The 25,047-nt window shown below is 67.9% G+C and carries 20 protein-coding genes; 4 read left to right on the forward strand and 16 right to left on the reverse strand.

Annotation, left to right across the window (positions count from 1 at the left end; genetic code table 11):
- Window positions 1–164: 164 nt before the first annotated feature.
- From ACR4XJ_RS03165 to ACR4XJ_RS03225, 13 genes are all read right to left on the reverse strand, one after another.
- Window positions 165–863, reverse strand: a complete 699-nt coding sequence (locus tag ACR4XJ_RS03165; protein WP_434753850.1) for a molybdopterin-dependent oxidoreductase — start codon at window positions 861–863, stop codon at window positions 165–167.
- 90 nt (window positions 864–953) lie between these two features.
- Window positions 954–1,775 (reverse strand): substrate-binding periplasmic protein, encoded by an 822-nt coding sequence (locus tag ACR4XJ_RS03170; RefSeq protein ID WP_434753851.1) that lies wholly within the window; start codon window positions 1,773–1,775, stop codon window positions 954–956.
- 440 nt (window positions 1,776–2,215) lie between these two features.
- A complete protein-coding gene (locus ACR4XJ_RS03175) occupies window positions 2,216–2,380 on the reverse strand; it encodes a hypothetical protein (protein ID WP_333506523.1) in 165 nt (54 codons plus the stop codon).
- Between the two features lie 82 nt (window positions 2,381–2,462).
- A complete protein-coding gene (locus ACR4XJ_RS03180; RefSeq protein ID WP_434753852.1) occupies window positions 2,463–3,221 on the reverse strand; it encodes a LexA family transcriptional regulator in 759 nt (252 codons plus the stop codon).
- Between the two features lie 330 nt (window positions 3,222–3,551).
- Window positions 3,552–4,802 (reverse strand): diaminopimelate decarboxylase, encoded by a 1,251-nt coding sequence (gene lysA, locus ACR4XJ_RS03185; protein ID WP_434753853.1) that lies wholly within the window; start codon window positions 4,800–4,802, stop codon window positions 3,552–3,554.
- A 44-nt stretch (window positions 4,803–4,846) separates the two neighbouring features.
- Window positions 4,847–5,422, reverse strand: a complete 576-nt coding sequence (locus tag ACR4XJ_RS03190) for a hypothetical protein (RefSeq protein ID WP_434753854.1) — start codon at window positions 5,420–5,422, stop codon at window positions 4,847–4,849.
- Window positions 5,415–8,147, reverse strand: a complete 2,733-nt coding sequence (gene mutS, locus ACR4XJ_RS03195) for a DNA mismatch repair protein MutS (protein WP_434754305.1) — start codon at window positions 8,145–8,147, stop codon at window positions 5,415–5,417. Before mutS ends, ACR4XJ_RS03190 begins: the two co-directional genes overlap by 8 nt.
- Before the next feature lie 303 nt (window positions 8,148–8,450).
- On the reverse strand, window positions 8,451–9,620 hold the full coding sequence (locus ACR4XJ_RS03200) for a tetratricopeptide repeat protein (protein ID WP_434753855.1): 1,170 nt from the start codon (window positions 9,618–9,620) through the stop codon (window positions 8,451–8,453).
- Window positions 9,621–9,632: 12 nt separating this feature from the next.
- A complete protein-coding gene (locus ACR4XJ_RS03205) occupies window positions 9,633–10,022 on the reverse strand; it encodes a lipopolysaccharide assembly protein LapA domain-containing protein (RefSeq protein WP_434753856.1) in 390 nt (129 codons plus the stop codon).
- 10 nt (window positions 10,023–10,032) lie between these two features.
- Window positions 10,033–10,530, reverse strand: coding sequence for an HIT family protein (locus ACR4XJ_RS03210; protein WP_434753857.1), 498 nt, complete (start codon window positions 10,528–10,530; stop codon window positions 10,033–10,035).
- A 212-nt stretch (window positions 10,531–10,742) separates the two neighbouring features.
- Window positions 10,743–13,934: a CBS domain-containing protein gene (locus ACR4XJ_RS03215; RefSeq protein WP_434753858.1), complete on the reverse strand. Its 3,192-nt coding sequence runs from the start codon at window positions 13,932–13,934 to the stop codon at window positions 10,743–10,745.
- Window positions 13,935–13,961: 27 nt separating this feature from the next.
- A complete protein-coding gene (gene xerD / locus ACR4XJ_RS03220; RefSeq protein WP_434754306.1) occupies window positions 13,962–14,834 on the reverse strand; it encodes a site-specific tyrosine recombinase XerD in 873 nt (290 codons plus the stop codon).
- A 285-nt stretch (window positions 14,835–15,119) separates the two neighbouring features.
- Window positions 15,120–16,862 carry a methyl-accepting chemotaxis protein gene (locus ACR4XJ_RS03225; RefSeq protein ID WP_434753859.1) on the reverse strand — a complete coding sequence of 581 codons (1,743 nt, stop codon included), beginning with the start codon at window positions 16,860–16,862 and terminating at the stop codon, window positions 15,120–15,122.
- A gap of 598 nt (window positions 16,863–17,460) precedes the next feature.
- Between ACR4XJ_RS03225 and ACR4XJ_RS03230 the strand changes: the two genes are divergently transcribed.
- The 4 genes from ACR4XJ_RS03230 to fsa all read left to right on the forward strand — a co-directional run bounded on the left by ACR4XJ_RS03230 (window position 17,461) and on the right by fsa (window position 20,487).
- Window positions 17,461–18,630, forward strand: a complete 1,170-nt coding sequence (locus tag ACR4XJ_RS03230) for an LL-diaminopimelate aminotransferase (RefSeq protein WP_434753860.1) — start codon at window positions 17,461–17,463, stop codon at window positions 18,628–18,630.
- A gap of 14 nt (window positions 18,631–18,644) precedes the next feature.
- On the forward strand, window positions 18,645–19,181 hold the full coding sequence (gene folK, locus ACR4XJ_RS03235) for a 2-amino-4-hydroxy-6-hydroxymethyldihydropteridine diphosphokinase (protein WP_434754307.1): 537 nt from the start codon (window positions 18,645–18,647) through the stop codon (window positions 19,179–19,181).
- 126 nt (window positions 19,182–19,307) lie between these two features.
- Entirely contained in the window at window positions 19,308–19,604 is a 297-nt protein-coding gene (locus ACR4XJ_RS03240) for a transcriptional regulator (RefSeq protein WP_434753861.1), read from the forward strand.
- Window positions 19,605–19,833: 229 nt separating this feature from the next.
- Window positions 19,834–20,487, forward strand: a complete 654-nt coding sequence (fsa, locus tag ACR4XJ_RS03245; protein ID WP_434753862.1) for a fructose-6-phosphate aldolase — start codon at window positions 19,834–19,836, stop codon at window positions 20,485–20,487.
- Window positions 20,488–21,534: 1,047 nt separating this feature from the next.
- Here the strand turns inward: fsa and ACR4XJ_RS03250 are convergent.
- The 3 genes from ACR4XJ_RS03250 to msbA all read right to left on the reverse strand — a co-directional run bounded on the left by ACR4XJ_RS03250 (window position 21,535) and on the right by msbA (window position 24,943).
- On the reverse strand, window positions 21,535–22,410 hold the full coding sequence (locus tag ACR4XJ_RS03250) for a lysophospholipid acyltransferase family protein (protein WP_434753863.1): 876 nt from the start codon (window positions 22,408–22,410) through the stop codon (window positions 21,535–21,537).
- Between the two features lie 65 nt (window positions 22,411–22,475).
- On the reverse strand, window positions 22,476–23,129 hold the full coding sequence (locus tag ACR4XJ_RS03255) for a lysophospholipid acyltransferase family protein (RefSeq protein ID WP_434753864.1): 654 nt from the start codon (window positions 23,127–23,129) through the stop codon (window positions 22,476–22,478).
- Window positions 23,126–24,943, reverse strand: a complete 1,818-nt coding sequence (msbA, locus tag ACR4XJ_RS03260; protein WP_434753865.1) for a lipid A export permease/ATP-binding protein MsbA — start codon at window positions 24,941–24,943, stop codon at window positions 23,126–23,128. The genes ACR4XJ_RS03255 and msbA overlap by 4 nt, the downstream gene beginning before the upstream one ends.
- Window positions 24,944–25,047: the final 104 nt, after the last annotated feature.

Consider the following 25,047-nt stretch of genomic DNA (forward strand, 5'->3'; position numbering starts at 1 on the left):
TGCCAGATCTAAAAATATGCGCCTGCTAGGGCGCTGCTGGTAACAGAGCCTTACAGGCGCATATGAAATACCACCGGCTATGCCGGTGGATTTTTATTCCGTTTCACGGCCATCGGGGGGTGATGCGGTTGCGTGCCGGGGCATGGAACGGGCGATGGAAGGTTCTACTTCCGGTAACGTTCTTCCTTCCAGGGGTCGGCGGAGTTGCTGTACCCGCGCGTCTCCCAGAAGCCCGGTTCATCGTTGCTGACGATCTTGATGCCTTCCACCCACTTGGCGCTCTTGTAGAAATACCTGTCCGGCACCACCGCGCGCACCGGCCCGCCGTTGGGTTTGGGCAGCGGCTGGTCGTAAAGGCCGTGGGCCAGAAGGACGTCTGCATTGCGGATGTCGTGCATGGGGATGCTGGTGGTGTAGCCATGGGCGGCTTCCAGCACGAGAAAGCCGTTGGCCGAGGCTGGTCGCGCGTGCTCCACGAGGGTGGCGAGGCGAACCCCGTTCCAGACGGAATCAAGCAACGTCCAGCCCGTGACGCAATGAACGTCGCAGGTGACGCGCACCTGTTCGAACTGGCGAAGGTCCGCGAAGGAGAGGGTGACGGGCCGGTCGACCTCGCCATGAATGCGCAGGCGCCAGTCCATCTGGCTGGCCGTGCCGGGCATGCCGCCCATGTCCGGAATTCTCTCCACCGCCGTCTGGCCGGGGGGAAGGCGCAGCCTCCCGTCCGGCCTGCGCTCCGCAGCCATGGCCCGTTGGGCCCCTTCCGCGAGTGTCACGAACGTACCGGGCAATCCCGTGCTGATGAGAGTGCCGGTGGCTGCGGCCAGAAAGGCGCGCCTGGATAGCCGGGTGTCGTGGTGCATGGTGCCTCCGGGTGGATGGCGCATGACTTCAAGCCGGTTGGGTACAGGTGGACGTTCACGTTCCAGAATGCCCCGCGAAGGGGGCGTTCGTCAAAAGCCGGGTGGCTTCGTGCGGGGGCAGTTCCGTTCCTCCGGGAACGAGTCGGGCGAAAAGAATGAGGCGTAGGGACGGGCGATGCGCGCAAGGTCGCTGGAACCCGGCACTCCGCCGTTGCAGCGCATGGCGTCGAGCGTGGATTGCAGGCGGGCCACCAGGGCGTCGTCCGTGGCCCGGTTGAAGGCCATGTACAGGCCGAATTTCTGGAGCACCATGCTCATGGTGTATTCGGAACTGTCGATGTTGCCCTGTTCCATCATGTACAGCGTGGAGTGGATGTTGAACGCCAGCACGTCCACCCGCCCGGCGGCCAGCATGCGCACCGCGTCGGCGGGGGTGGTCACGGAATGCAGCAGGGCGGACGGCACCCCCTGTTCGAGCAGCAGTTGTTCGCCCACGGTGTTGCGCACCGTGCCCACCCGCAGCCCCTGCAGGTCGCGCCATCGGCGAGGGGCCACCCGGCTGTTCTTGCGCACCACGGCACCCACGGTCACATGCATGACCGGCCCTACCCACTTGAATAGTTCTTCGCGTTCCGGGGTGCGGGCGGTGCTGAACAGCAGAGCGTCCGGGGTATTCAGGGCCAGGTTGAAGGCCCTGGGCCAGGGCAGCACCCTGACGTCCCCAGGTTCGACCGGCAGTCCGTTGCGGTGCAGGACTTGGGTGACGATGTCCACCCCGGGGCCGCGCGGTACGCCGTTCTGCATGTAGTTGAAGGGAGGAAGGTCCTCCGTGAGCAGGGTGAGCGCACCGGCGGGGGGCGGGCATGCGGTGCAGAACGCCCACGCGGCAAGGCAGGCCATCAGGACGGACATCCTGATTCGCCAGGAGGGCGGGACCTGCCCTCTGGCGCGGGGTGCCCCGGCGCGGCCGCGCCGTGCGGACTTCGCTGGCCGCGCATCGGGGGCGGGGCGGGGAAAGATGGTGTCGGCGTGTTCCGGCATACCGTCAGGCGGCTGAGGATGAAGGGAGGGCCGCAGGGTGCGCGGCCTCGCACTCGCACGGAGGAATGTTGCGCAGGGTGCGCGACATGTACGGTTCTCCGGAAGTATCGCCCGGAGGCAGGATGGGGTCAAGGCAGGCTGGCCCTGCACTTGCGAGGGGCAAAGGTGGGGGTGTCTGGGGGTGGGCTACGCACGCCGGAAGCGGACACGGAGGGAAGGCTGCCCGGCGGCCCGCCGCATGGGATGGCGACGGGCCGCGTCCGGTGGGATTGATGGGACTGGCGGGCGCATGGGGGGCCGCAAGTGGCGGCCTAGTTCAGACGGTTGATGTCGAGGGGAGCGCCGCAGCAGGGGCAGGTATCCACGCGTTTGCCGCTGAAGCAGGTACCGGCGAAGAACATGGTGCGGAACTTGCGTTCGATGGAGCTGTACAGGACCCAGAGCTGATGGCCGCAGGTGCAGAAACGCTGTTGCATGACGGTCTCCTTGGGGATGTGGCGGGGCATGCCGCCGGTTGTCGTGTTTATAAAAGTGAACATGTCGGACAAAAAAAGGGGGTTACCCCAGTTCGCGGCACAGCCAGACAACCCGGCCGATGACGCGGAACTGTTCCAGTTCGTCGCCCCGCACGCGGATGGGCGCATACGCGGGGTTGTCGCTGACCAGGGCCAGGCCGTCGGGGGTGCGCATGACGCGCTTGACCAGCACGGCGTCTTCCAGGCCCACGGCGTAGACCTGGCCGAAGCGCAGGTCTTCGGTGGCGCGGTCCACCAGTACGGTGTCGCCATCGCGGATTTCCGGCTCCATGCTGTCGCCCACCACGTCCATGAGCACCATGGCCGAGGGGGTGCCCTTGCGGGACAGCCAGGCATGGGCGAAGGGCTGGCCGCCCACGGGCATGGCCTGCACCTCGAACGAGCCGCCTCCCGCGCTCAGCCGGGCGCGCACCTTGGGCACCATGTGCACGGCGGGAGGCAGGTCGGTGAGGGGCGAGGCGGGCATGGCCGGGCGCAACGCCGCCGCGCGGCCGGGAATGGAACCGGCGGTCTGACTGACCGGGGTGCGCGCGCCATGTGCCGATGCGGCCGGAGACAAGGGGGCGGGACGGGGCGTGCCGCGCCCGTATTCCAGCCAATCCGGTGACAGCCCGTACACCCGCGACAGCCGCAGGATCCACTTCTGCGGGATGGCGTCGCGGTTCTTGGCCTGGGTGATGGCGCTGCGGTTCACCCCCAGCACGCGGGCAAGGGCCTGCTGGGTGGTGATGTCCGTGCCCTGCATGACCCGGGCGAAGAAGGTGTCGAAGGTGTCCGGCATGGTGGTGTCCTGCGTGGCCCTGCGGACGTGTCCGGCGATGTGTCTGGCAGACATGTCCGGCAGGGGTGTTTGGGGCGTCCTGGCAAAGGGAGGGCGCTGCCCGTGCCGACGTGGTCGGCTTGTTCACTTTTATAAACAAGATTCCGCGCCGGGCGCAAGCGGAAAATTCGCCGTGCCGGAGCATTTCATGTTTCATCCATGAAATCACAATAATAGGGTGTCGTATTCCCGATTTCCGGTCGCACCGGCAGGCAACAACGCGAAAGGGGCCCCGTGGGGCCCCTTTGTTGGCGTTGGCTACTGCGGCGCTGGCGTTGCGCGCCGCTTCGGTCAGCCGTCGGCGTTCAGTTCCGGGGCCACCAGGTCGTCCAGCGTTTCCCGGCGGCGGATGCACCGCGCCGTGGCGCCGTCCACCAGCACCTCGGCGGCGCGGGGGCGCGAGTTGTAGTTGGAACTCATGGAAAAGCCGTAGGCCCCGGCGGAGAACACGGCCAGCAGTTCGCCCCGCCGCATGTCGGGCAGGATGCGGTCGCGCGCCAGAAAGTCGCCCGATTCGCAGATGGGACCCACCACGTCGGCGGTGATTTCCTCGCGCCCGGCGGGGTGCACCTCGGCGATGCGGTGGTACGACTGGTACAGCGAGGGCCGCACGAGGTCGTTCATGGCCGCGTCGGCGATGATGAAGTTCTTGCTGGGCGTGGCCTTGGTATAGATCACCCGGCCCACCAGAATGCCCGCGTTGCCCGCGATGACCCGGCCGGGTTCGAGGATCAGCGACAGCCCGCGCCCGCGCAGCCGGTCGGACACGGCCTCGCCGAATTCCCTGGGATGGGGCGGGGTTTCTTCTCCGTAGGTGATGCCGAGTCCGCCGCCAAGGTCCAGATGGGTGATGGACAGCCCCAGGTCGCGCAGCCGTTCGTGGAAGTCCAGCACCCGGTCCAGCGCTTCCAGGAACGGGGCCAGGGTGGTGAGCTGCGAGCCGATGTGGCAGTCGATGCCCACCGGAGTCACGTTGGGCAGGTCGCGGGCCAGCAGGTAGGCGGCCTGGGCCTGTTCCATGTCCAGCCCGAACTTGTTGTTGCGCATGCCCGTGGAGATGTACGGGTGGGTCTTGGGGTCCACGTCGGGGTTGATGCGCACGCCGATGCGCGCGGTGCGCCCCATTTCCCCGGCCACGGCGTCGATGCGCTCCAGTTCCTGCACCGATTCGACGTTGAACAGCAGGATGTCCGCCTCCAGCGCGGCGCGGATTTCGTCGTCGCGCTTGCCCACCCCGCTGTACACGATGCGCTGGCCGGGCACCCCGGCCGTGAGCGCCCGGTGCAGTTCGCCCCCGGACACGATGTCCATGCCCGCGCCCATGTCCGCCAGCAGGCGCAGCAGGTGCACGTTGGAGTTGGCCTTGACCGAATAGCAGGTCAGGTGGCCCACGCCGGTGAACGCGCTGTCGAAGGCCTGGAAGTGGCGGCGCAGCGTGGCGGCCGAATAGACGTACAGCGGCGTGCCGTACCGGCTGGCCAGTTCGCGCACCGGCACGTCTTCGGCGTGCAGTTCGCCGTCGCGGTATTGGAAGTAGTGCATGCGTCTCCTCCCTGCGGGCGGGCACGCCCGGCGCGGCCCCGTCGTTACGGAATCACGATTTCGGTCTGCTGCTGGGGCGGCGTGTCTTCCACCGGCAGTTCGAAGCCGGGGGCGTCGGGGTCCACCACCAGCGTCTGCACCTTGCCGAGGGCGTGCGCGAAGCGGGTCAGCACGTTCACCCCCACCAGCCGCCAGCGGTAGGCCGGGGCCTTGCGGTCGGGGCACATGGTCATTTCCACGATGGCGGTATCCTGCGGGGTGATCTGCTTTTCCGGCCGGAATTCCTGGCGCGACGTGGCCTGGAAGGGGCATCCCGCGCAGCTGTCCGCGCTGCCGTCTATCGGCTGGATTTCGAGGATCACCGAGGCCAGGTTGTCCACGTTGCCCTGGGCCTCGCCCCGCGCGGCGATGCAGCCGTTGGCCGTGGCCATGGCCGTGGTGGCGCGCCAGCTGAACAGTTCGCGGTTGTCCTGGGGCTGGGGCATGATCTTCTTGCCGCAGGCCGCCCCAAGGGCCAGCATCGCGCACAGGGCCGCCACGGCCCCCACGCGCCGGATGCGGACATGCGGGGCGCGGCCAGCCGTGCGCCCAGTCGTGCGGGAAACGGGTGCGTCAGTCACGGTCGTTTCCCGGTGCTGCCGGGGGCTGGTCGGGAACGGTATCTTCGGCATGGGCGGGGCCTCCCCAGAGCAGTTTCCATTCGTTGAGCAGTTGCAGCGCCCCCATGGGCGTCAGGTGGTCGGTATCCAGGTCGCGCAGGGCGGTCAGCAGCGGATGGGCCACCGGCTCCGCCCGAGCGGCGAGCATGGCGCGCGGTTTGGCGGCCTGCTTCGGCTCGGGCATGTCCAGCCCCGGCAGCACGGCGCGGGCCGCGCGGGGGGCTTCGCCCCTGCCGTCGCGGGTCTTTTCCAGTTCGTGCAGCAGGTCCCGTGCGCGCTGTACCACCGGCTGCGGCACCCCGGCAAGCCGGGCCACCTCGATGCCGTAGCTGCGGTCCGACGGGCCGGGCACCAGCCTGCGCAGGAACACGATTTCGCCGCCCCATTCGCGGATGGCGATGTTCATGTTGTGCACACCGGGGATACGCCCTTCGAGCGCCGTCAACTCGTGGTAGTGGGTGGCGAACAGGGTGCGGATGGTGCCGCCCGCGCGGCGGGCCAGCTCTTCCACCACGGCCCAGGCCAGGGCCAGGCCGTCGAAGGTGCTGGTGCCGCGCCCGATCTCGTCCAGGATGACCAGGCTGCGCTTGCCCGCCTGGCGCAGGATGCGCGCGGTCTCCATCATTTCCACCATGAAGGTGGACTGCCCCTGCGCCAGGTTGTCCGAGGCCCCCACCCGCGAGAACACCCGGTCGGCGATGCCCAGGCGCGCTTCGCGCGCGGGCACGAACGAGCCCATCTGGGCCAGCAGGCATATGATGGCCGTCTGGCGCAGCACCGTGGATTTACCGGCCATGTTGGGGCCGGTGATCAGCAACAGCCGCCGGGCCTCGTCCATGCGCAGGTCGTTGGGGATGAAGTTGGCGCTGCCCTGCATGGCCTCCACCACGGGGTGGCGGCCTTCGCGGATCAGGATGTCGGTGTCCTGCGCCAGCACCGGACGGGTCCAGTTCCAGCGGCGGGCCGTTTCCGCAAGGCTCTGCCAGTAGTCGAACCCTGCCAGCAGGTCGGCCATGAACAGCACGCGGGGGCGCGCCTCGGACACGGTTTCGCGCAGCTTCTGGAACAGCTTGTACTCCAGCGACTTGCGGCGGTCGCTGGCCGAGACCAGCTTTTCCTCCAGTTCCTTCAGGCGCGGGGTGGTGAACCGTTCGGCATTGGCCAGGGTCTGGCGGCGCACGAAGTGTTCGGGCACGGCGTCCGAGGCGGCGCGCGACAGCTCGAAGTAGTAGCCGAACACCCGGTTGAAGCCCAGCTTGAGCTTCGGCAGGTTGCTGGCGGCCTGTTCCTCGGCCAGCAGTTGCTGCAACATGTTCTCACCGTGTTCGGTAAGGTCGAGCAGCTCGTCCAGTTCGGCGTGGAAGCCGGGCCGGAACAGCCCCCCTTCGGTGACCAGGTGGGGCGGATTGTCCACCAGCGCGCGTTCCAGCAGGTCGAAGTAGTCGGACAGGTCGTCCCAGCCCTTCAGGGCCGTGCGCAGGAAGGACGGGCGGCCGTCGCCGCGCGCCTCGCCGTCGGTGGGGTAGCTGCCGGGGGCCGTTTCCGGGCGTTCCAGCACGCCGCGCACCTTGGGCAGGGCGGCCAGGCTCTGGCGCAGGGCCACGTAGTCCTTGGGGGCGGCGCGGTTCAGGAAGATGCGCGTGGTCAGCCGTTCAAGGTCGTACACCTCGTTGAGGGCGGCCCGCAGGTCGCGCCGGGTGTCGTCGCGCTCGAACAGCCAGGTCACCGCGGCCTGGGTTTCCTCGATGGGGCCCGTCTCGCGCCAGGGGTGGCGCAGGCGTTCCTCCAGCAGGCGGCCGCCCATGGGGGTCTGGGTATGGTCCAGCACGTGCCACAGCGTGCCCGGCCCCTTGCGGCCGTCCAGGCGGCGGAAGATTTCCAGGTTGCGCTCCGTCACTTCATCGACGATGAGGTGGCGGCCGAGGTTCAGCGGGCGGAACGGGGCGAGGTGGATGAGGTCCTGCTTCTGGGTCTGCACGATGTAGGCCAGCAGCGCCCCGCAGGCCCGGACAAGTTCATCCTTTCCTTCAAGTCCCAGCGCCCCGGTGTCGCGCACGCCCTGGGCGTGCAGCAGCCGTTCCGTGGCGGCCTTGAGGTCGAACGGCGCGCGGCCGGGCACCCGCACCACCTGCGTGGAGGTCAGCGACAGGGACGAGGGCACCTGCGCGCCCTCGGTCACCAGCAGTTCGCGGGGCTGCATCTTGCGCACCCACTGCCACAGGTCGGGGGCCTTTTTCGCGTGCAGGCCCGACCATTCGCCGGTGGAAAAATCGAGCCAGGCGAAGCCGCCCGCATCCTTCTCGTCGTCCCAGAACAGCGCGCCGAGGTAGTTGTGCCCCTTGGCGTCGAGGTTGGCGTCCTCGACCACCGTGCCGGGGGTCAGCACGCGGGTGACGGCGCGCTTGACCAGCCCCTTGGCCTCGCGCGGGTCCTCTATCTGGTCGCACAGGGCCACCTTGAAGCCCTTTTCCAGCAACTGGCTGATGTACCCCTCTACCGAGTGGTGGGGCACGCCGCACATGGGCACGCGCAGGTCGGCGTTGGGGTTGCGGCAGGTGAGGGCGATTTGCAGTTCGCGCGCGGCCGTTTCCGCGTCGTCGAAGAACATCTCGTAGAAGTCGCCCATGCGGTAGAGCAGCAGCGCGTCCGGATGGTCGTCCTTGATGCGCAGGTACTGCTCGAACATGGGGGTGAGCTTCGACGGATTGGCGCGGGCCGCCGCCGCCGTGGTGGCCCCGGCCAGGCGCGATGCGCCGCGCGCGCCAGAGGTCATGCCGGACGTGATGGCAAGCCCTTCGTCCTGCGGGCCGGGCGCGCCGGGCGCGTCGTTGGAAGGGGCGGCCGGGTCGTCCGCCGGGGCATCGGACTGGGCGTGCGTGAAGAGGGAGGTGTCTGTCATGCCTCGTCTGTACACCGCGAAGGGGTGGGGATGGAAGTACCGGACGACGGGCCGGACGGAAATGCGGCGCTGGCCGCGACGGCCGCCCTGCTAGTCCTGCAAGGACATCCGGAACGTGGCCGAATGCCAGTTGCGGCAGCGCGGACACACGCTGAAGGTGTGCTCGCGGCGCAGGCCGCAGGCCCCGCACACGAAGCGCTTCACCTTGCGGGCGTGTTCGATGAAGTATTCCAGCTGGCTGCGGAACACCGGGGACAGGTGCTGCTGTTCCATGGACAGCGAGAGCAGTTCCAGCCGGGCGGCCCAGAAGTCGGGGCGCAGCACCATGGCCTTGGCCAGCCAGTTGCCCGCCTCCTCGCGGTTGCCGCAACGCAGCAGGAACAGCGCGCCGTAGTAGTGCAGCAGCAGGTCCGGCTCCTGCGCCTCCATGGCGGCAAGCACCGTGGCGCAGCGTTGTTCCTCGAAGTCCGCGCTGGCGGTGCCGGTTCTGTTGGTCCCGTTGGCCCCGTTGCCGTTCCCGTTGCGGGGGGCGGGGGCTTCAAGTTCAAGCAGTCCTTCAAGCAGCAGGAAGCGGATGGAGGCGGGGACCCGCTCCAGCCCTTCGCGCAGCAGCTTGCCCGCGCGGCGCCATTCGCCCGCGCGCGCGGCCATGACCAGCCGCGCCCGCCAGGCCTCCACCGCGCCGGGGTAGACCTTCACGGCCCTGGCCAGCAGGTTCCTGGCCTCGTCGGCGCGGCCGCAGCGGTCCAGGTCTTCGGCGTGGCGAACCATGTAGTGGGCCTGCGCCGGACGGAAGCCCAGGCGCGCGTACTGCGCGGCGGCCTCCTCGAAGGCGCCGCTGTCCGCGTGGAGCAGGGCCAGTTCGAAGGTGATCTGTTCCGGATCGGCCCCGAGCGCCCGCGCCTCGTCGAAGGCCGCGAGCGCCCGGTCCATGACGCCGCCGCGCCGGTAGTCGCGCCCCAGTTCGAACAGGGCCCGCGCCTTGAACTGCGGGTCCAGCCCCGGCCGCACGATGAGGCTGCTGCGGATCTGCACGGCGCGCTCGATGTCGCCGCGCAGCCGGTACAGGTTGCCAAGGGCGAGGTAGATCTCCACCGCGTCCGGGTCGTTGCGCACCACCCGGCTCAGTTCCTGGATGGCCGACAGCGCATCGCGCGCGCCGGGAGATTCGGCATCCGGCCCCATGGGCGAAAGGATGTCGGCGCGCCGGTGGCCCAGCAGCGTGCGCGCGCCCGCCTTCAGTCTGTCCAGCAGCGTCACGGGGTCTCCCGCCTAGCCGGCCTTGGCCGGGGTGGGCTCCGCCGCGTCAACAGGCGCGGGAGCGGCCGCCGGTTCCGGGGCCTTGCGCGCGGTTTCCAGCGGCAGGTTGCGCAGCGAGTTCAGTTCCTTCTCCAGCACGCGGATGCGCTTGTTGGCGCGGCGCAGGGCGGCTCCGGCGCGCATGCGGCTGATCATGAGCAGCAGCATGGTCAGCAGGGCGCCCAGCAGGAAGGCACACAGCACCATGAAGTAGAACGGCAGCTCGATGGAGCTCCACGCGGTGTCGAAGAACAGGTCCAGCTTCAGGGTGACCGTCTGCGAGAGCACCGCGTTGTTCTGCACGAAGAACATCATGGAGATGAAGAACACCAGCACCAGAATGAGAACCTTGACGAAGCGCATGTCGGCCTCCTTACCGTCCCGCGCGGGGCAGGCGGTCGAACAGGGGTTTCAGGGCATGATACGTGGAATGCAGATGTTCGGGAATGACCCGTGTTTCGCTCATCACCGCCATGAACGACGAATCGCCGTTCCAGCGCGGCACGAGGTGGAAATGCAGATGTTCGCGGATGCCCGCCCCGGCGGCCTCGCCCAGGTTCAGCCCCACGTTGATGCCCTGCGGGCTGAAGCGCTGGCGCAGCGTGGCGGCGCAGGTCTGGAGCAGGTCCATCATCTCGTGGGCCTCGTCCGGTTCCAGCGCGGCCAAGTCCATGACGTGCCGGAACGGCGTGACCATGAGGTGCCCGTTGTTGTACGGGAACTTGTTCATGATCACGAAGTTGTGCCGCCCCCGGTACAGGACCAGGCGCGCCTCGTCCTCGTCGGTGTGTTCGGGCAGGCAGAACACGCAGCTGTCGGGCTTGGGGCCCAGAATGTAGTCGAGGCGCCAGGGCGCCCAAAGGGTTTCCATGATCCGATCCGTCTCCTGGGGCACGGCGCGCGCCACTGTTTGTGCGCATGCGCAAGGTGCCGTATTTCCGATTGAAATTCCGCCGGTCTGTTGTGCTTACACCCTCGGGCCTTGCGGGGCAAGGGGGGCGGGGCGCCGGGGCCGATGTTTGTGGCGTCGGCGGGCGCGGCATCGCCGCTCGTGGCCGGTGCCGAAGTAATTCCGGACCGGCGTCAGGCCCCCGGCACGGAGGTGGTTCCTCCGGTTTCGTCGCCGGTGCCGGGGGTATCCCGAGTGTCCCGAGCGCCTTGGACATCCGGTGCGCCCTGACTGTCCGGGCCGTTCTCTCCGCTCTGCCTCTCTTGCCCGCTGTGCCCGTTCTGAAGCCCGCGCCAGCCCGGCGGCCGGTGACGCCGGTTGCCGGACGCCACGCCCTGGCCCTGGGCCACGCAGGCGGCCTCCGCGCCTTCCTCGCCGCCAGCCGCCCCGCCGGTTTCGCCTGTCTCGTTGGCAAGCGCCTCGCGCGCGGTTTCCTCGCGCAGCAGTTCGTGGGCCAGGTCCAGCTGGGCCGCGCGGGTGCGGGCCAGGCCGTCCAGCTTGGCCGCCAGCACCCGGCGCAACACGCGGCCGTAGGCGGGGCCAGCCGGAATGCCCATGGCCAGCAGGTCGTTGCCGGTGATGTCGGGCGTCTCGCCGCGCAGGCGGGTGAGGTAGTGCGAGATGTGCTTGCGCGCGGCCTCGGTCTTGGCGCGGGCCATCAGGTACAGGATGCCTTCCGGCGCGATGGGCGCCAGCAGGTTGTTCAGGCCGCTCATGGAGCCGTCGCGCTGCATCCACTGGTTGAGCAGGTTGTACACCTCGCGCACGTTCTCGCGCAGGGTCAGGAAGTCCTGCCGCACCTTGCGCGAGAAGGCCAGCCGGTCGGTGACGGCGGCCACGTCCAGGTACTTGCCGTTGCCGCACAGCCCCAGCAGGTAGAGCACCCACGGTTCCGGCGCGGGCGAAAGGTACAGCAGCCGGTACCAGTGCAGCACCCGTTCCAGTTCGGTCAGCACGTCCATCTTGGCCGGGTTCAGCTTCAGCAGCGGGTGGATCAGGCGCAGGATGTCGTAGTCCTCCATGCGCCGGATGCACGGCAGGGGGGCCTTTTCGTCGAAGATCAGCTTCAGTTCGTGGAACAGCCGCGCCCCGGACAGGCGGTCCATCATGCCCAGTTGCAGGGCGTTCTTGATGAGCCGTTCGCACTGCGCGCCGATGCGGAAATCGTAGCGCTTCTCGAAGCGGATGGCGCGCAGGATGCGGGTGGGGTCTTCCACGAAGGACAGCGAGTGCAGCACGCGGATGGCCTTGTCCTTCATGTCGCGCTGCGCGCCGAAGAAGTCCACCAGCCGCCCGAAGTGCGCGCCGTTCAGCTGCACGGCCTGGGCGTTGATGGTGAAGTCGCGCCGGTACAGGTCCATCTTGATGGACGACAGCTCGACGGTGGGAAGCGCCGCCGGATATTCGTAGTATTCCAGGCGGGCCGTGGCCACGTCGATGCGCTGTTCCGGCCGGGCGGCGGCGCGGTGGGCCGCTTCCGCCACGGCGTCGTCGGCCGCGTCTCCCGCAGAGGGAAGGGCCGCGGGTGGGGCGGCGGGCGGGGCGTCCGGTGTGCCGGGGGCATCATCCCGTATCGCGTCCGCGCCCTTGCCACGCCGTTTTTCCGACTCCCACGCGGGAAAGATGACCACGGCGGTCTTGAACTTGTGGTGCGCGCGCATGCGGCCGCCCAGTTCGTCCGCCAGGGCGCGGGCAAAGGCGATGCCGTCGCCTTCAACCACCACATCAAGGTCCAGGTTGGGCCGCCCCAGCAGGATGTCCCGCACGAAGCCGCCCACGGCGTACACCGGCACGTCCAGCCTGTCGCCCAGCCGTCCCGCCAGTTCCAGCAGGCGGAAGTGGGTGTCCGGCAGGCGTTCCTGCAACAGGGAGCGGATGTTCCGCTCGCGCCGCGATTCGGGCAGCAGCGTTTCCGGGATGCGGGCCGGTTCCTCGACCAGGGTGTTGATGAGGTCGGTGCGGGTGATGACGCCCACCACCTCGCCGGTCTCCTCGCCCGTTTCCGCAGCGGGCGGGGGCGTGCGTTCAACGCCGTAGCTGCCCGCCAGGTGCGGCGCGGGCACCCGGTCCACCACCGGCACCAGCCGCTGGCGCTGGCCCACGATGATTTCCATGACCTTGTACAGGTCTTCGTTGGGGGTAACGGTCTGCACCCGGCGGTGCATGTATTCCGTCACGCCCATGTGTCCCAGCCCGTGCGAGATGGCCCGCGCGGCGGTCTGCTGTTCCAGGTAGCCCACGCACCGCCGGGTGCCCGCGGCGAACACGGGCACGGCCTTCAGGCCGTAGCGGGTCATGGTTTCCTCGGCGTCGGCGATGGTGCGGTCGTCGTCCACGCCCACCACGGGCGAGGACATCAGGTCGCGCACCCGTATCTGCGGGTTGACCGCCGAGAAGAGCAGGGCGAACAGTTCGTCGCGCACCTGTTGCAGGGTCTTGTCCTTGACCGAGGCGGACGCCGCGTAGGGGTGCCCCCCGCCCCCGAGCGACGTGCACACCTGGGCCACGTCCACCTCGGGCAGGCGGCTGCGGGCCACCACCTGCACCCTGTCGCCCATGCGGCACAGGGCGAACAGCACCTTGATGTTCTCCATGTCCATGATCTTGTGGGCCAGCAGCGCGAAGTCGCCCATGTAGGTTTCCATGGACGCCTCGGCGATGGTCACCAGGGTGCCGTTGATGTCGTGGGTGCTGGCGGTCTGGAGCAGGGCGTTGAGGATGACCACCTGCTCGCTCGTCAGGTCGCGGGCGATGAGTTCGGCGATGGCGTTCAGGTCCATGCCCTGCGTCTTCAGCCAGCCCGCCGCGGAAAAGTCGTGCTCGGTGGTGGAGGAGAAAGTGAACGAGCCGGTGTCCTCGAAGATGCCGAGGCCGAGCATGGTGGCCTCGTCGCCGGAAAGGGTCAGCCCCCGCTCGCGGATCTCGGCCACGATGATGGCCGTGGTGGAGCCCCAGGGCCGCACCCGGCTGAACGCGGCGGGAATGTCCTCGTCGGTGTCCGGGTGATGGTCCCAGAGGTGCACGGTGACCCCGGTGCGGGCCAGCACGTTGTGCACGTGGGGCACCCGCGAGTGCTGGCGGGTATCCACGATGACCAGGGTCTGCACGCTTTCCGGGTCGATGTCGCGCGCCTGCCGGAAGTTGAACATGTAGGTGGCGCTTTCGATGAAGAAATTGCGCAGGGTGCGTTCCTGGCTGCCGGGAAAGACCAGCACCGCGCCGGGGTACAGCTTGCCCGCCGCCACCATGGCGGCCAGCGCGTCGAAGTCGGCGTTGGCGTGGGCGGTGACCAGCACCGGCGCGGCGATCTTGGGGGGCTGCTGCATGCGTGGGTGTCCGTGGGGTGCGCCGGGTCAGGAGCGCGAGCGGGGGTGATGGGCGCGGTGCACCTGGCGCAGCCGGTCGGCCTGCACGTGGGTGTAGATTTCCGTGGCCGCGATGTCGGCGTGGCCCAGCAGCATCTGCACGGTGCGCAGGTCGGCCCCGCCGTCCAGCAGATGGGTGGCGAAGGAATGGCGGAAGGTGTGCGGCGAGATGTCCTTGCGGATGCCCGCCTCGGCCACGTGGCGCTTGACCGCCTTCCACACCGCCTGGCGGGTCAGCCCCTTGCCGGAACGGTTCAGGAACAGAGCGTCCTCCACCGGGCGGAACGCGGGCCGCCAGTCGCGGATGTAGGCCGCCAGCAGCCTGGCCGCCGTGTCGTGCACCGGCACGATGCGCTCCTTGGACCCCTTGCCGAATACCCGCACCAGGCCGGTCATGGGGTCGAAGTCCAGGGGGCGCAGCCCGCACAGCTCGGAGACGCGCAGGCCCGAGGCGTACAGCAGTTCCAGCATGGTGCGGTCGCGAAAGCCAAGGCGGTCGGAAAGGTCTGGCCGGGCCAGCACGGCGGCCATCTCGTCCCGGGTGAGCACGTCGGGCAGGGTGCGCGGCAGCTTGGGGTTTTCGAGGTAGCGCAGCGGGTCGGCGGCAAGCTGGCCCTCGGCCACGCCGTGGGCGAACAGCCCGCGCAGGGCGGACAGGTGACGGGACAGGGTGCGGCTGGTCAGGCCGCGCCGCCGCAGGTCCACTATGTACAGGAACAGGGTCTGTTCCGTGGCGGCGTGCAGATCGATGCCCCCCTGCGCGAGAAACCCGGCGAAGTCGGCCAGGTCCGCCGCGTAGGCGGCCAGGGTGTTTTCGGCAAGGCCGCGTTCGATGAGCAGATGTTCCAGATACCCGTCGATGAGCGGATGCGAGGCGCGGGGCGCGCCATCCTGTCCGGGGCGAACGGGCGCGGCCCGCCGGGGTTTGGAAGACACGGCGGCCTTGGCGCCGCGACGGGCGGACGCCGCCCCGGCGGGCTTGCCGGGCGCGTTGGCGACGGGAGCGGAGGGGCGGCGTGGGGGCATGGAACTCGCTGCGCGTGGCGCGGTCGTGCCCGGTCCCGGCAGCCTGGATGGCGCGGGGACCGGACGGTACTCACGTCGGCATGGTACACGGGCGCTCACCATGCGGCAAGAGCGGGGGCGTCAGCCCAGCTTCACGTCCGCCGCCAGCAGCGCCACAGGATTGCCCGCCGCGTCCTCCATGGGCAGGGACACGGTGATGCACGGCGCGCCCGATGCCTGCGAAACATAGCTTTCCGAGATGTACAGGTCGCCGATGGACATGGCCCCGGTGAACCACGGACGCGACGACCAGTCCTTGCCGTGGGCCGCCTCGTCCGCCGGGGTTGCCAGCGCGGCCGGGGCGATGTTGGAGATGATCTGCCGCCCCTTGGCGTCGGTCATGTACAACAGTTCCAGGTGGGGCGCGGCGGCGATGACCCGCCTGAGGTGCGCCTCGATGCGCTCGCGCCGCATGGACCGGATGTCCGGCGACTCGGCCAGCCCGTGCATGAGGGTCTGCACCGTGCCTTCGCCGATGACGTGGAACACCTTGTTCAGGGTGGCCAGCCGGGCCATCTCGGCGGAAAGGGCGGCGATGTCGTCGTTGGCGCGGTGCATGCCGTCGGCCGTCTGGCGCGAGATGGCGTCCACCTGGGCGATGATGCGGTTGATCTCCTCGCAGGTGGCGGCCTGCTGCTCGGCGGCGGTGGCGATGTTGCGCACCCCGTCGGAGGTGGTCTCCACGATGTCCACGATTTCGGCCAGGGCCTCGCCGGAATCCTCGGCCAGGCGGGTGGCCTGGTCCACCACGCGGGCGGCTTCGTCCATGTCGGACAGGGTCTTGCGGGTGCCGGTCTGGATGGACACGATGACCTCGCCCACTTCGCGGGTGGCCTGCATGGTCTTTTCCGCCAGCTTGCGCACCTCGTCGGCCACCACGGCAAAGCCGCGCCCGGCGTCACCGGCGCGGGCCGCCTCGATGGCGGCGTTCAGCGCCAGCAGGTTGGTCTGGTCGGCGATGTCGGTGATAACCCCCATGACCTGGCCGATGGATTCGGCACGGGTGCCCAGGTCGCCCATGACCTCGCGCAGGCCGGTGGTGTGCCCGTGCACGGCGGCGATGGCCGACACCGCCCGGTTCACCACGTCGCGCCCGGCCAGGGCCTTCTGGCGCGCGGTGTCGGCCTGGGCGGCGGCGTCGCCCGCGTTGCGGGCCACGGCGTTGACCGTGGAGGTCATCTGTTCCATGGCCACGGCGGTGTCGCCCGCCAGTCGCCGCTGGTTGTCGGCCCCGCCGGATGCGCCGCCCGCCTCGGCGGCCAGGCGCGCGGCGGCCTCTTGCAGCGAGGTGACGGCGCGGTCCAGGGTCTTTGCGGAATTGCGCATGGCCTGCCGATTGGAGGCCTCCGCCCGGTCGCGCGCCAGCCTGGCCCTGCGCCCGGCGGCATCGGCCGCCTGCGTGCACGTGTCGGCGCGGGCGGCTTCTGCTGCCATGCCCTGGCGCGCGGCATCCAGCAGGGCGACCACGCGCGGTACGTGGCGGGCCAGCAGGGCCGCCGCGTCCCCGTCGAAACCGTTGGCCGTGGGGGTTGCGATTGCCCCGGTCTTGCGGGTGCCGAAGGACAGTCCGTTGCCTGGACCGTGCGCCGCCGTGCCGGAGGCCACGGCCTCGTCGCGCACCCCGGCGGCCAGCCGGGCGGCCTCGCGCAGGGAGCCATGCACGCGCCATGCATCGAACAGGCAGCCCAGCGCCGCCAGCAAGCCCGCCGTCACAAGGACGTAAACCACCCAGTCCGCCGCGCCCAGCGCGACGGCCACGCCCGTACCGGCGAAAAGCATCGCCAGCAGGCCCGATCCACCCAAAGCCCGTGTCGTCGATGTCATGCGTTCCCCCACGTTGTCATGAACCCGAGTGTATTATCCGTTGTTGCGTGTTGTCCGTTTTGTCGTTTTCGTCATGTCCGATGACATTTTTGACAACAAAAAGTCAGGAAACAGGGTAGGGTAGGATACCCCGACATATCCGTACCCTGTCCTTGCAGCCGCACGGCGGAGCGCGCCAGACGCCCTCTGCGCCTCCTGCGCCGCATGGGGGCAGGCTGGGCGGATGCTGGTGTGCGGCGTTTCCGTGCAGGATGCATGCCCGAGCCGGGTCAAGCGCACGGTGGCGCGGAGGGATGGAAGGGGGACAGGGGGGAGGGCGGTAACGGGCGGGATGCTTCGGCCCCGCATGGGGAGTGTCGGCAGGGATGGCGGCAGGGATGGCGCGCCCTCCGTCAGGAGCCATTATCAATTGACAGTCCGGGCGGGGGGCCTGTAGATTTCGCGCAACCGGACGAAACCGGGTACGCGGTTACCCGAAAGGCATCGCAAGGAACGGGCTTCTGGCAGAGCCCTCTTTTTTTACCGGCGCAGGGGCGTGCCCCGCCACAGGCGGACGGGCGCGCCCAGGGGATCGAAACCCGCAAGGAGAGCATTCGGAATGGCTGATTTCAAACTCGCGGACCGGCTGGCGACCCTGCCCCCGTACCTGTTCGCAGGCATCGACAAGGTCAAGGCCGAAGTGGCCGCCCGTGGCGTGGACATCATCAGCCTCGGCATCGGCGACCCCGACATGCCGACGCCCGGCTTCATCATCGAGGCCATGAAGAAGGCCGTGGAACGCCCGGCCAACCACCAGTACCCCTCGTACGTGGGCATGCCGGAATTCCGGCAGGAAGTGGCCAACTGGTACGGCCGCCGCTTCGGCGTCAGCCTTGACCCCAGAACCGAGGTCATCGGCCTCATCGGGTCCAAGGAAGGCATCGCCCACTTCCCGCTGGCCTTCGTGAACCCCGGCGACCTGGTGCTGGTGTGCACGCCCAACTACCCGGTGTACCACATCGCCACCGGCTTCGTGGGCGGCGAGGTGCAGTTCATCCCCCTGCTGGAGGAAAACGACTTCCTGCCCGACCTCGACGCCATTCCCGCCGCCACCTGGGACCGGGCGAAGATGATCTTCGTCAACTATCCCAACAACCCCACGGCGGCCACGGCCCCGCGCGCGTTCTACGAAAAGCTCGTCGGCATCTGCAGGAAGCATCACGTCATCATCGCGCACGACACGGCCTACACCGAGGTCTATTACGACGAGAACGACAAGCCCATGAGCATTCTCGAAGTGGAAGGCGCCAAGGACGTGGCCATCGAGTTCCACTCGCTGTCCAAGACCTACAACATGACCGGCTGGCGCGTGGGCATGGCCGTGGGCAACGCCTCGCTGGTGGCGGGCCTTGGCAAGGTGAAGGAAAACGTGGACTCCGGCATCTTCCAGGCCGTGCAGGAAGCCTCCATCGTGGCCCTGCGCGACGGCGACGACTTCTGCCGCGACCTGCGCGCCATCTATCGCAAGCGCCGCGACGTGGTGGTGGCCGCCCTGAACAAGGTGGGCATCGCTTGCCGCGTGCCCACCGCCGCGTTCTACATCTGGGCCAAGGTGCCCGCCGGGTACGGCTCGTCGGCCGAATTCGTCACCACGGTGCTGGAGAAGACCGGCGTGGTGCTGACCCCCGGCAACGGCTTCGGCACGCCGGGCGAAGGCTACTTCCGCATTTCGCTCACCGTGGACACCGACCGCCTCGAGGAGGCCGTGTCACGCATCGCGAACCTGTAATCGCCTACGTCTGCCTGGGGTCCAACCTGCCCCCGCCAAACGCGCGGGCGGACGCGCCGGGGGGCGACCCCGCCGACAATCTCGTCCGGGCAGTGGCGGCGCTTGCCGCCCTGTCCGGCGTTGTCGTTGGCGCGGTGTCGTCCGTGTACCGCACCGAACCGCAGGGCTACCGCGACCAGCCGTGGTTCGCCAATCAGGTGGTCCGGCTGGAATGCGACCCGGACATGACGCCGGAAGGGCTGCTGGATCGCCTGCTGGCCGTGGAGCGCACGCTGGGCCGCCGCCGGGGGTACGACCCGGCGCGGGAAACGGCGGAGCCCGCTGCCCGCTATGCCCCGCGCACCATCGACATCGACCTGCTGTTGTTCGGCGATGCCGTGCGGGACACCCCGCGCCTGACGCTGCCGCACCCGCGCATGCGCCAACGGGCCTTCGTGCTGGTGCCGCTGCACGAAATCGCCCCCGAACTCGCTTTCCCCGACGGGCAAAGTCTGATACACGCCCTGAAATCGCTGACGTTCACTCTGGACGACGGGTGCATCGGCCAGTGAACGGCCAGGCGGGTGCAACGCGTCCGGCAGAACTGGTCCAGTAGAACTGGTCCGGCTGGTCTGGCCCGACCGGGGCCTGGCTGATCGGCCTTCATCAACGCCTCAAGGACCCAAAGGGAGTCTGGCATGCTCAAGTGGCTCTTGCTGATCGCGGCAGGCTATTTTCTCTACCGTCTCGTGACCAACGAGACGCGCAAGAAGAGCAAGGATGACAAGAAGTTGAAGGAAGAAATGGTGGCCACCGGCGAAATGGTGCGCGACCCCATCTGCGGCGCGTACATCGACGCCAACGGCGGCGTCACCGTGCGCGACGGCGAGAAGACCTACCGTTTCTGCAGCTACGAGTGCCGCGACACCTTCCTGAAGCAGTTGGAAAGCGGCGGCCGCGAAATCCCCGCCCGCCAGGAAAAGGACGCCGACTAACCCCCGGTTTTGCCGGGGGCTGGCGGGGGGCTCTGCCTGGTCCCGCCGATCTCGCCGGGCTGGGCGTGCCGCCGGTTTTTCCGGCCCGCCACTTGGCGGGAGTCCTGTGGAAGTCCCCGCAAGAGATATCTGTCCGGGGCCGCTATGGCATGTCCGTGGCCGCGGATTCATCCGTGACGCCGCCGAACCGCACAGCCGGGCGGCGGCCTGATGCAGGAGGCATCGGTTCATGCAGTTCTTCCTGGATACGGCGAACCTTGCCGAGATACGCGCCGCCAGGGCCTGGGGCCTGCTGGACGGCGTGACCACCAACCCCACGCTGATGGCCCGCGAGGGCGGCGACTGGCGCGCGGTGATGCGCGACATCTGCCGCGAAGTGGAAGGCCCGGTGAGCCTGGAGGCCGTGGGCGACACCGCCGACGAACTCGTCGCCATGGGGCTGGACCTCGTCCGCAACGGTCCCAACGTGGTGGTCAAGATTCCCATGACCCCCGAAGGGCTGAAGGCCGTGCGGGTGCTGAAGTCCAAGGGCGTGGACACCAACGTGACCCTGGTCTTCTCGCCCATGCAGGCGTTGCTGGCCGCCAAGGCCGGGGCCGCGTTCATCTCGCCCTTCGTGGGGCGGCTGGACGGCCTGTCGCAGGACGGCATGCAACTGGTGGCCGACATCATGGCCATCTTGCGCAACTACGCCGGCATGGGCATGGACGCGCGGGTTATCGTGGCCAGCGTGCGCCATCCGCGCCACGTGGCCGAGGCGGCCCTGATGGGAGCCCATGTGGCCACCGTGCCGTTCGCCGTGCTGCGCCAGATGTTCGACCACCCGCTGACCACGTCCGGGCTCGAAACCTTCAACAAGGATTGGGCCGCGCTGAACGGCTAGCGGTTTTCTGTCGACCGGTGCCAGCCGGTCGTCTTTTTCCGGTATTTTTTCCTCGGCACCCCGATGAACGGGCATCATCCCCAGCGGATGGTGCCCGTTTTTGCGTCCGGAATGCAAAAACGTCCGAAATCGCCCGCTGGGGCTTGAACGGGTTTCGGTCGAGCCCTCGTCCCGGATTTTGAAATTTCGGGGCTGAGAATTGGGGCGTGAGCGCCGTCTATTTTGGGGTGAAAGCGGTGGTGCGTGTATGGCCGAAAGGGGACATGACGACGCGTGAACTGCGTAGCGGAAAGGCATGTCTCAGAGCGGGACCGATCATGCTTTTCGATTGAAAGCCGAGTGTCACACAGAAGCCGTGTCCGACAAGCCCCCGCAGCGTGGACAGTGGATGACGGCGGAGGTGTTCCGGCCGGAACATGCCGGAACATGGCGCCGCACGGAGGTACCGGTTGCGGTGCCCGAGAAGACGGTTCTTCAGGGGGGCGTCCTTTTGTATTTATGTCTCATAATGTAAATTATGTTAACTTTTAAATATTGAGAACTTCTTTATTTCAGATTGTTATGAATTTCAGATTTTATGTGAAACAACCGGTGACTTTCCGATCCACCCTGCCCGAAAACCGCGCTTCATGGCGCGCCGCTGGGGCCGATTTTCGATTCGGGATGAAGTTCTGTTCAGGTTCTTCCGGTTTCGTGCCGCACAGGCGGGATGTCGGCACACTGTTCGGGATGGCCTTTAAATCTGTATAAACGATTGATGGCGGGCAATGAACGATTGGACCGACCGAAGGCGCGCCGGAACAAGCCAAGCGCTCCATCCTCCGCAACGTGGGCATGCGGAGTGGCCTTGCTTTGTCCTGCTTGCTAAATTTGGAGAAATATCGAAAAGAAAGGATAGCTACTGTAATTGTCATTAAAAACGATCGGAAGGGCATGGGGCGACGCTGCTGTCCAGGCCTCGGCGCTGTGCCGGACCGCAGCGCGCCAGGGCGGATCAATCGTATTTTTCGGTCGATGAACGTGGGAATGGATGGGAGTACGGCGGAATCAATCGCCCTGTTTCGGGCGGGTCTTCCAGCGCTTGTGCATCCAGAACCACTGTTCCGGATGGGCGCGCACCGCCCGCTCAACGGCCTCGGTATAGAACCGGGCAACGGCTTCGACCTTGTCCGCGCGGTCGCCGTCCAGGGTGGCGGTATCCAGCGGTTCGTCAATCAGCAGCCGGTAGCGGTCGCCCTCCCGCACGAGGAAGGTGGACCAGACTTCGGCTTCGGCGCGCACGGCCAGCAGGGCCGGCCCCATGTTCACGGCGGCGGCCTCGCCCAGGAACGGCAGGAAAATGGCTTCGTCCCGGCGGGTGTTGTGGTCCACCAGAAAGCCGACCACCCCGTTGCGCTTCAGCCCCTTGAGCACGGTGAACACGGCGTTGCGGTGGTCCACCACCTGCACGCCGCGCGCGCCGCGCATGGCGAAGATGAAGTCGTTGATGCTCTTGCTGCCGTTGCGACGCACCACCACCATGCGCGGGCGGTCCTGATGCCATTGCCCCATCAGGCTGGCCATAAGTTCCCATGCGCCCAGATGCGCGGTGGTCACCACAATGGGGCGTTCCGTGGCGAAAAATCGGCGGAACAGCTCCTGGTCGGCAATCTCCAGGCGTGTTCCTTCCTGTTCGAAGCCGAACCGGTCCACCAGCACCAGTTCCAGGAACGACCGGGCGTTGTGGGCGAAGCTCTCCCGGGCGATGCGTTCGGCCTCCTGCTGCGTGACGCCAAGATGCCGGGCTATTGCCTGGGCCGCCTGACGCCGCCTGCCGGGCAGGCAATGCCACAGCAAGGCCCCCAGCCTGTCGCCATGCCGGGCGACCCCATCGAAGCCCCCTGCCGCAAGGCGGCGGGCCAGCGCATGCAGCAGCTTCGTCATCAGGCCCCTATCGGGAGGGGAATCCGCAGAGGCATCGGCGGCGGGTGCGCCGGATTCGGGAAGGTTCATCGCAATCCCTCAAGCCGGGCTTCAAGGTCGGCGCAGGCGGCGGCCAGGGCGGCATCGGCCCCCTGCCCGTCCTCTTCCGTGTCTGTGGCGCCCGGCTCGGGCAGCCGGTAGGGCTCGCCGAACACCACGCGCACGCGGGAAAACGGCAGCGGCAGTTGGAAGCGGTCCCAGGCGCGCTCGAACACCTTGGCGCGGTCCATGAAGATGCGCATGGGCACGATGGGCGCCCCCGCCCGCTGCGCCAGAAAGATGGCCCCCGGCTTGACCTTGTGACGCGGGCCGCGCGGGCCGTCCACGGTCACGCAGCCGCACAGCCCTTCGCGGCGCATCAGCCGCGCCGCGCCGATCAGCGCCTTGACCCCGCCGCGCGAACTGGAACCCCGCGCCGTGCGCAGCCCCAGCCGTTGCAGCACCTGGGCCAGGTATTCGCCGTCGCGGCTCTGGCTGACCACGGTGACGATCTCCAGGCCGTCCCGCACGTGCATGAGCGGAAAGAGTTCGTCATGCCACAGCGCGAAGACCATGGGGGTGCGGTCGCGCCACAGCGCGTCCACGGCCTCGCGCCCGGCCACGGTGTAGCGCAGGGTGGCGCACCACGCCTTGTACAGGCAGTACAGCGGTGGCGCGATGAGGGCGGGGGGCAGCTTCACGCGGTGGCTCCGGCGTGCGGCGCGGCAGCGCCCTGCTCCGCCTTTTCGGTGGCGAACTGCATGGCGTACAGCCGGGCGTACAAGGTGCACCGGCCCAGCAGTTCCTCGTGCCGTCCGGCGTCCACGATGCGGCCCTGCTCCATGACCAGGATGCGGTCGGCGGAAAGGATGGTGGACAGCCGGTGGGCGATGACGATGCTGGTGCGGTTTTCCATCAGGTTGTCCAGGGCCTTCTGGACGATGCGCTCGGCTTCGGAGTCCAACGCGCTGGTGGCCTCGTCCAGGATGAGCAGCGGCGCGTCCTTCATGATGGCCCGGGCGATGGTCAGGCGCTGCTTCTGCCCGCCGGACAGTTTCACCCCGCGCTCGCCCAGCAGGGTGCCGTACCCTTCGGGCAGTTCGGCGATGAATTCCTCGGCATAGGCGGACGTGGCCGCGGCGCGCACGGCATCCGCGTCAATGGGGCCGGCAAGGCCGTAGGTGATGTTGTCGCGCACCGAAAGGTTGAACAGGAAGGTGTCCTGCGACACCATGGATACGTTGCGGCGCAAGGTTTCCAGGGTGTAGTCGGCCACCGGGCGGCCGTTGAGGACGATGGCCCCCTGCTGCGGCTCGTAGAAGCGGGGAATGAGGTTGACGAAGGTGCTCTTGCCCGCGCCGCTGGGCCCCACGATGGCCACCCGTTCGCCCGCGCGCACGGTGAGGCTGACGTTGTCCAGCGCGGGCACGGCCTTGCCGCCGTAGGTGAAGGTGACCCCCTCGAAGCGCAGTTCGCGGAAGGGTTCATCGAAGGGGATGTCGCCCCCCTGCTCCACCACCAGTTCCGGCGCGTCGAGGATCTCGAAGACCCGCTCGGCCCCGGCCAAGGCGCGCTGCACGTCCATATTGTAGGAATTCAGCGACTTTACCGGGTCGTACATCATGGCCAGGGCGGCCACGAACGAGAAGAACGTGCCCGCCGTGGTCTCGCCGGAGATGACCTCGTGCCCGCCGAACCAGATCACCAGGCCAATGCCCACGGCCCCGATCAGTTCCATGACCGGCGAGGAAAGCTCGGACACGCTGGCCTGCTTCAGGTACAGCCGGGCCAGGCGCTCGTTCTCGTCGTCGAAGCGGCGCGCCTCGTGCCGTTCGGTGGCGAAGGCCTTGACCACCCGGATGCCGCTGAACACCTCCTGCAACACCACGGAAATGTCCGCCAGCTTCGACTGGTTGCGGCGGCCGTACTTGCGCAGCTTGCGGCCGAACCATACCAGCGGGTACAGCGCCGCCGGCAGCACCAGCACCGCCCACACCGCCAGGCGCGGATTCTGGTAGAACACCACGCCCACCAGCCCCAGCATGGTCAGCAGCTGCCGCACCATCATCACGATGGACGGCAGGCTGTTGCGGATCATGGTCACGTCGTTGATGATGCGCGACATGAGCATGCCCACCTGCGATTCTTCATAGAATTGCAGCGGCAGGTAGATGATCTTGTCGTACAGTTCCGAGCGCAGCTTTTCCAGCACCCGCAGGCCACTGTACTGCATGAAGTAGTTCTGCACGTAGCGGCCCGCGCCCTTCACCAGCGTGAGCACGAAGAACAGCAGCGGTACGTATAGCAGCGCCTGCTCGTCCTTGTTGATGAAGATTTCGTCCAGGGCGGGCTTGACCAGCCAGGCGGTCCCGGCCGTGCTCAGCGACACCACGCCCATGGCCAGCATGGAAAGGATGATCTGCCACTTGTAGGGGCGGAAATACTTCAAGCAACGCTTGAGCAGGTGCAGGCTCTGGCCCTGGGGGGGCTGGTCGTTCTTGGGGGCGTCGGCCATGTGGTGCGAGATCTTCTATTGGTTTTGTAAATGTGTTTCGCGGTGCGGCGCGGCAGTTTTCGATTTGACCGGGCCGTGCGGTGTGGTGTTCCTTCGGAAAAGGA

It is taken from the genome of Nitratidesulfovibrio sp. D1, from assembly GCF_051133415.1.
In the GTDB taxonomy this organism is placed as follows: domain Bacteria; phylum Desulfobacterota; class Desulfovibrionia; order Desulfovibrionales; family Desulfovibrionaceae; genus Cupidesulfovibrio.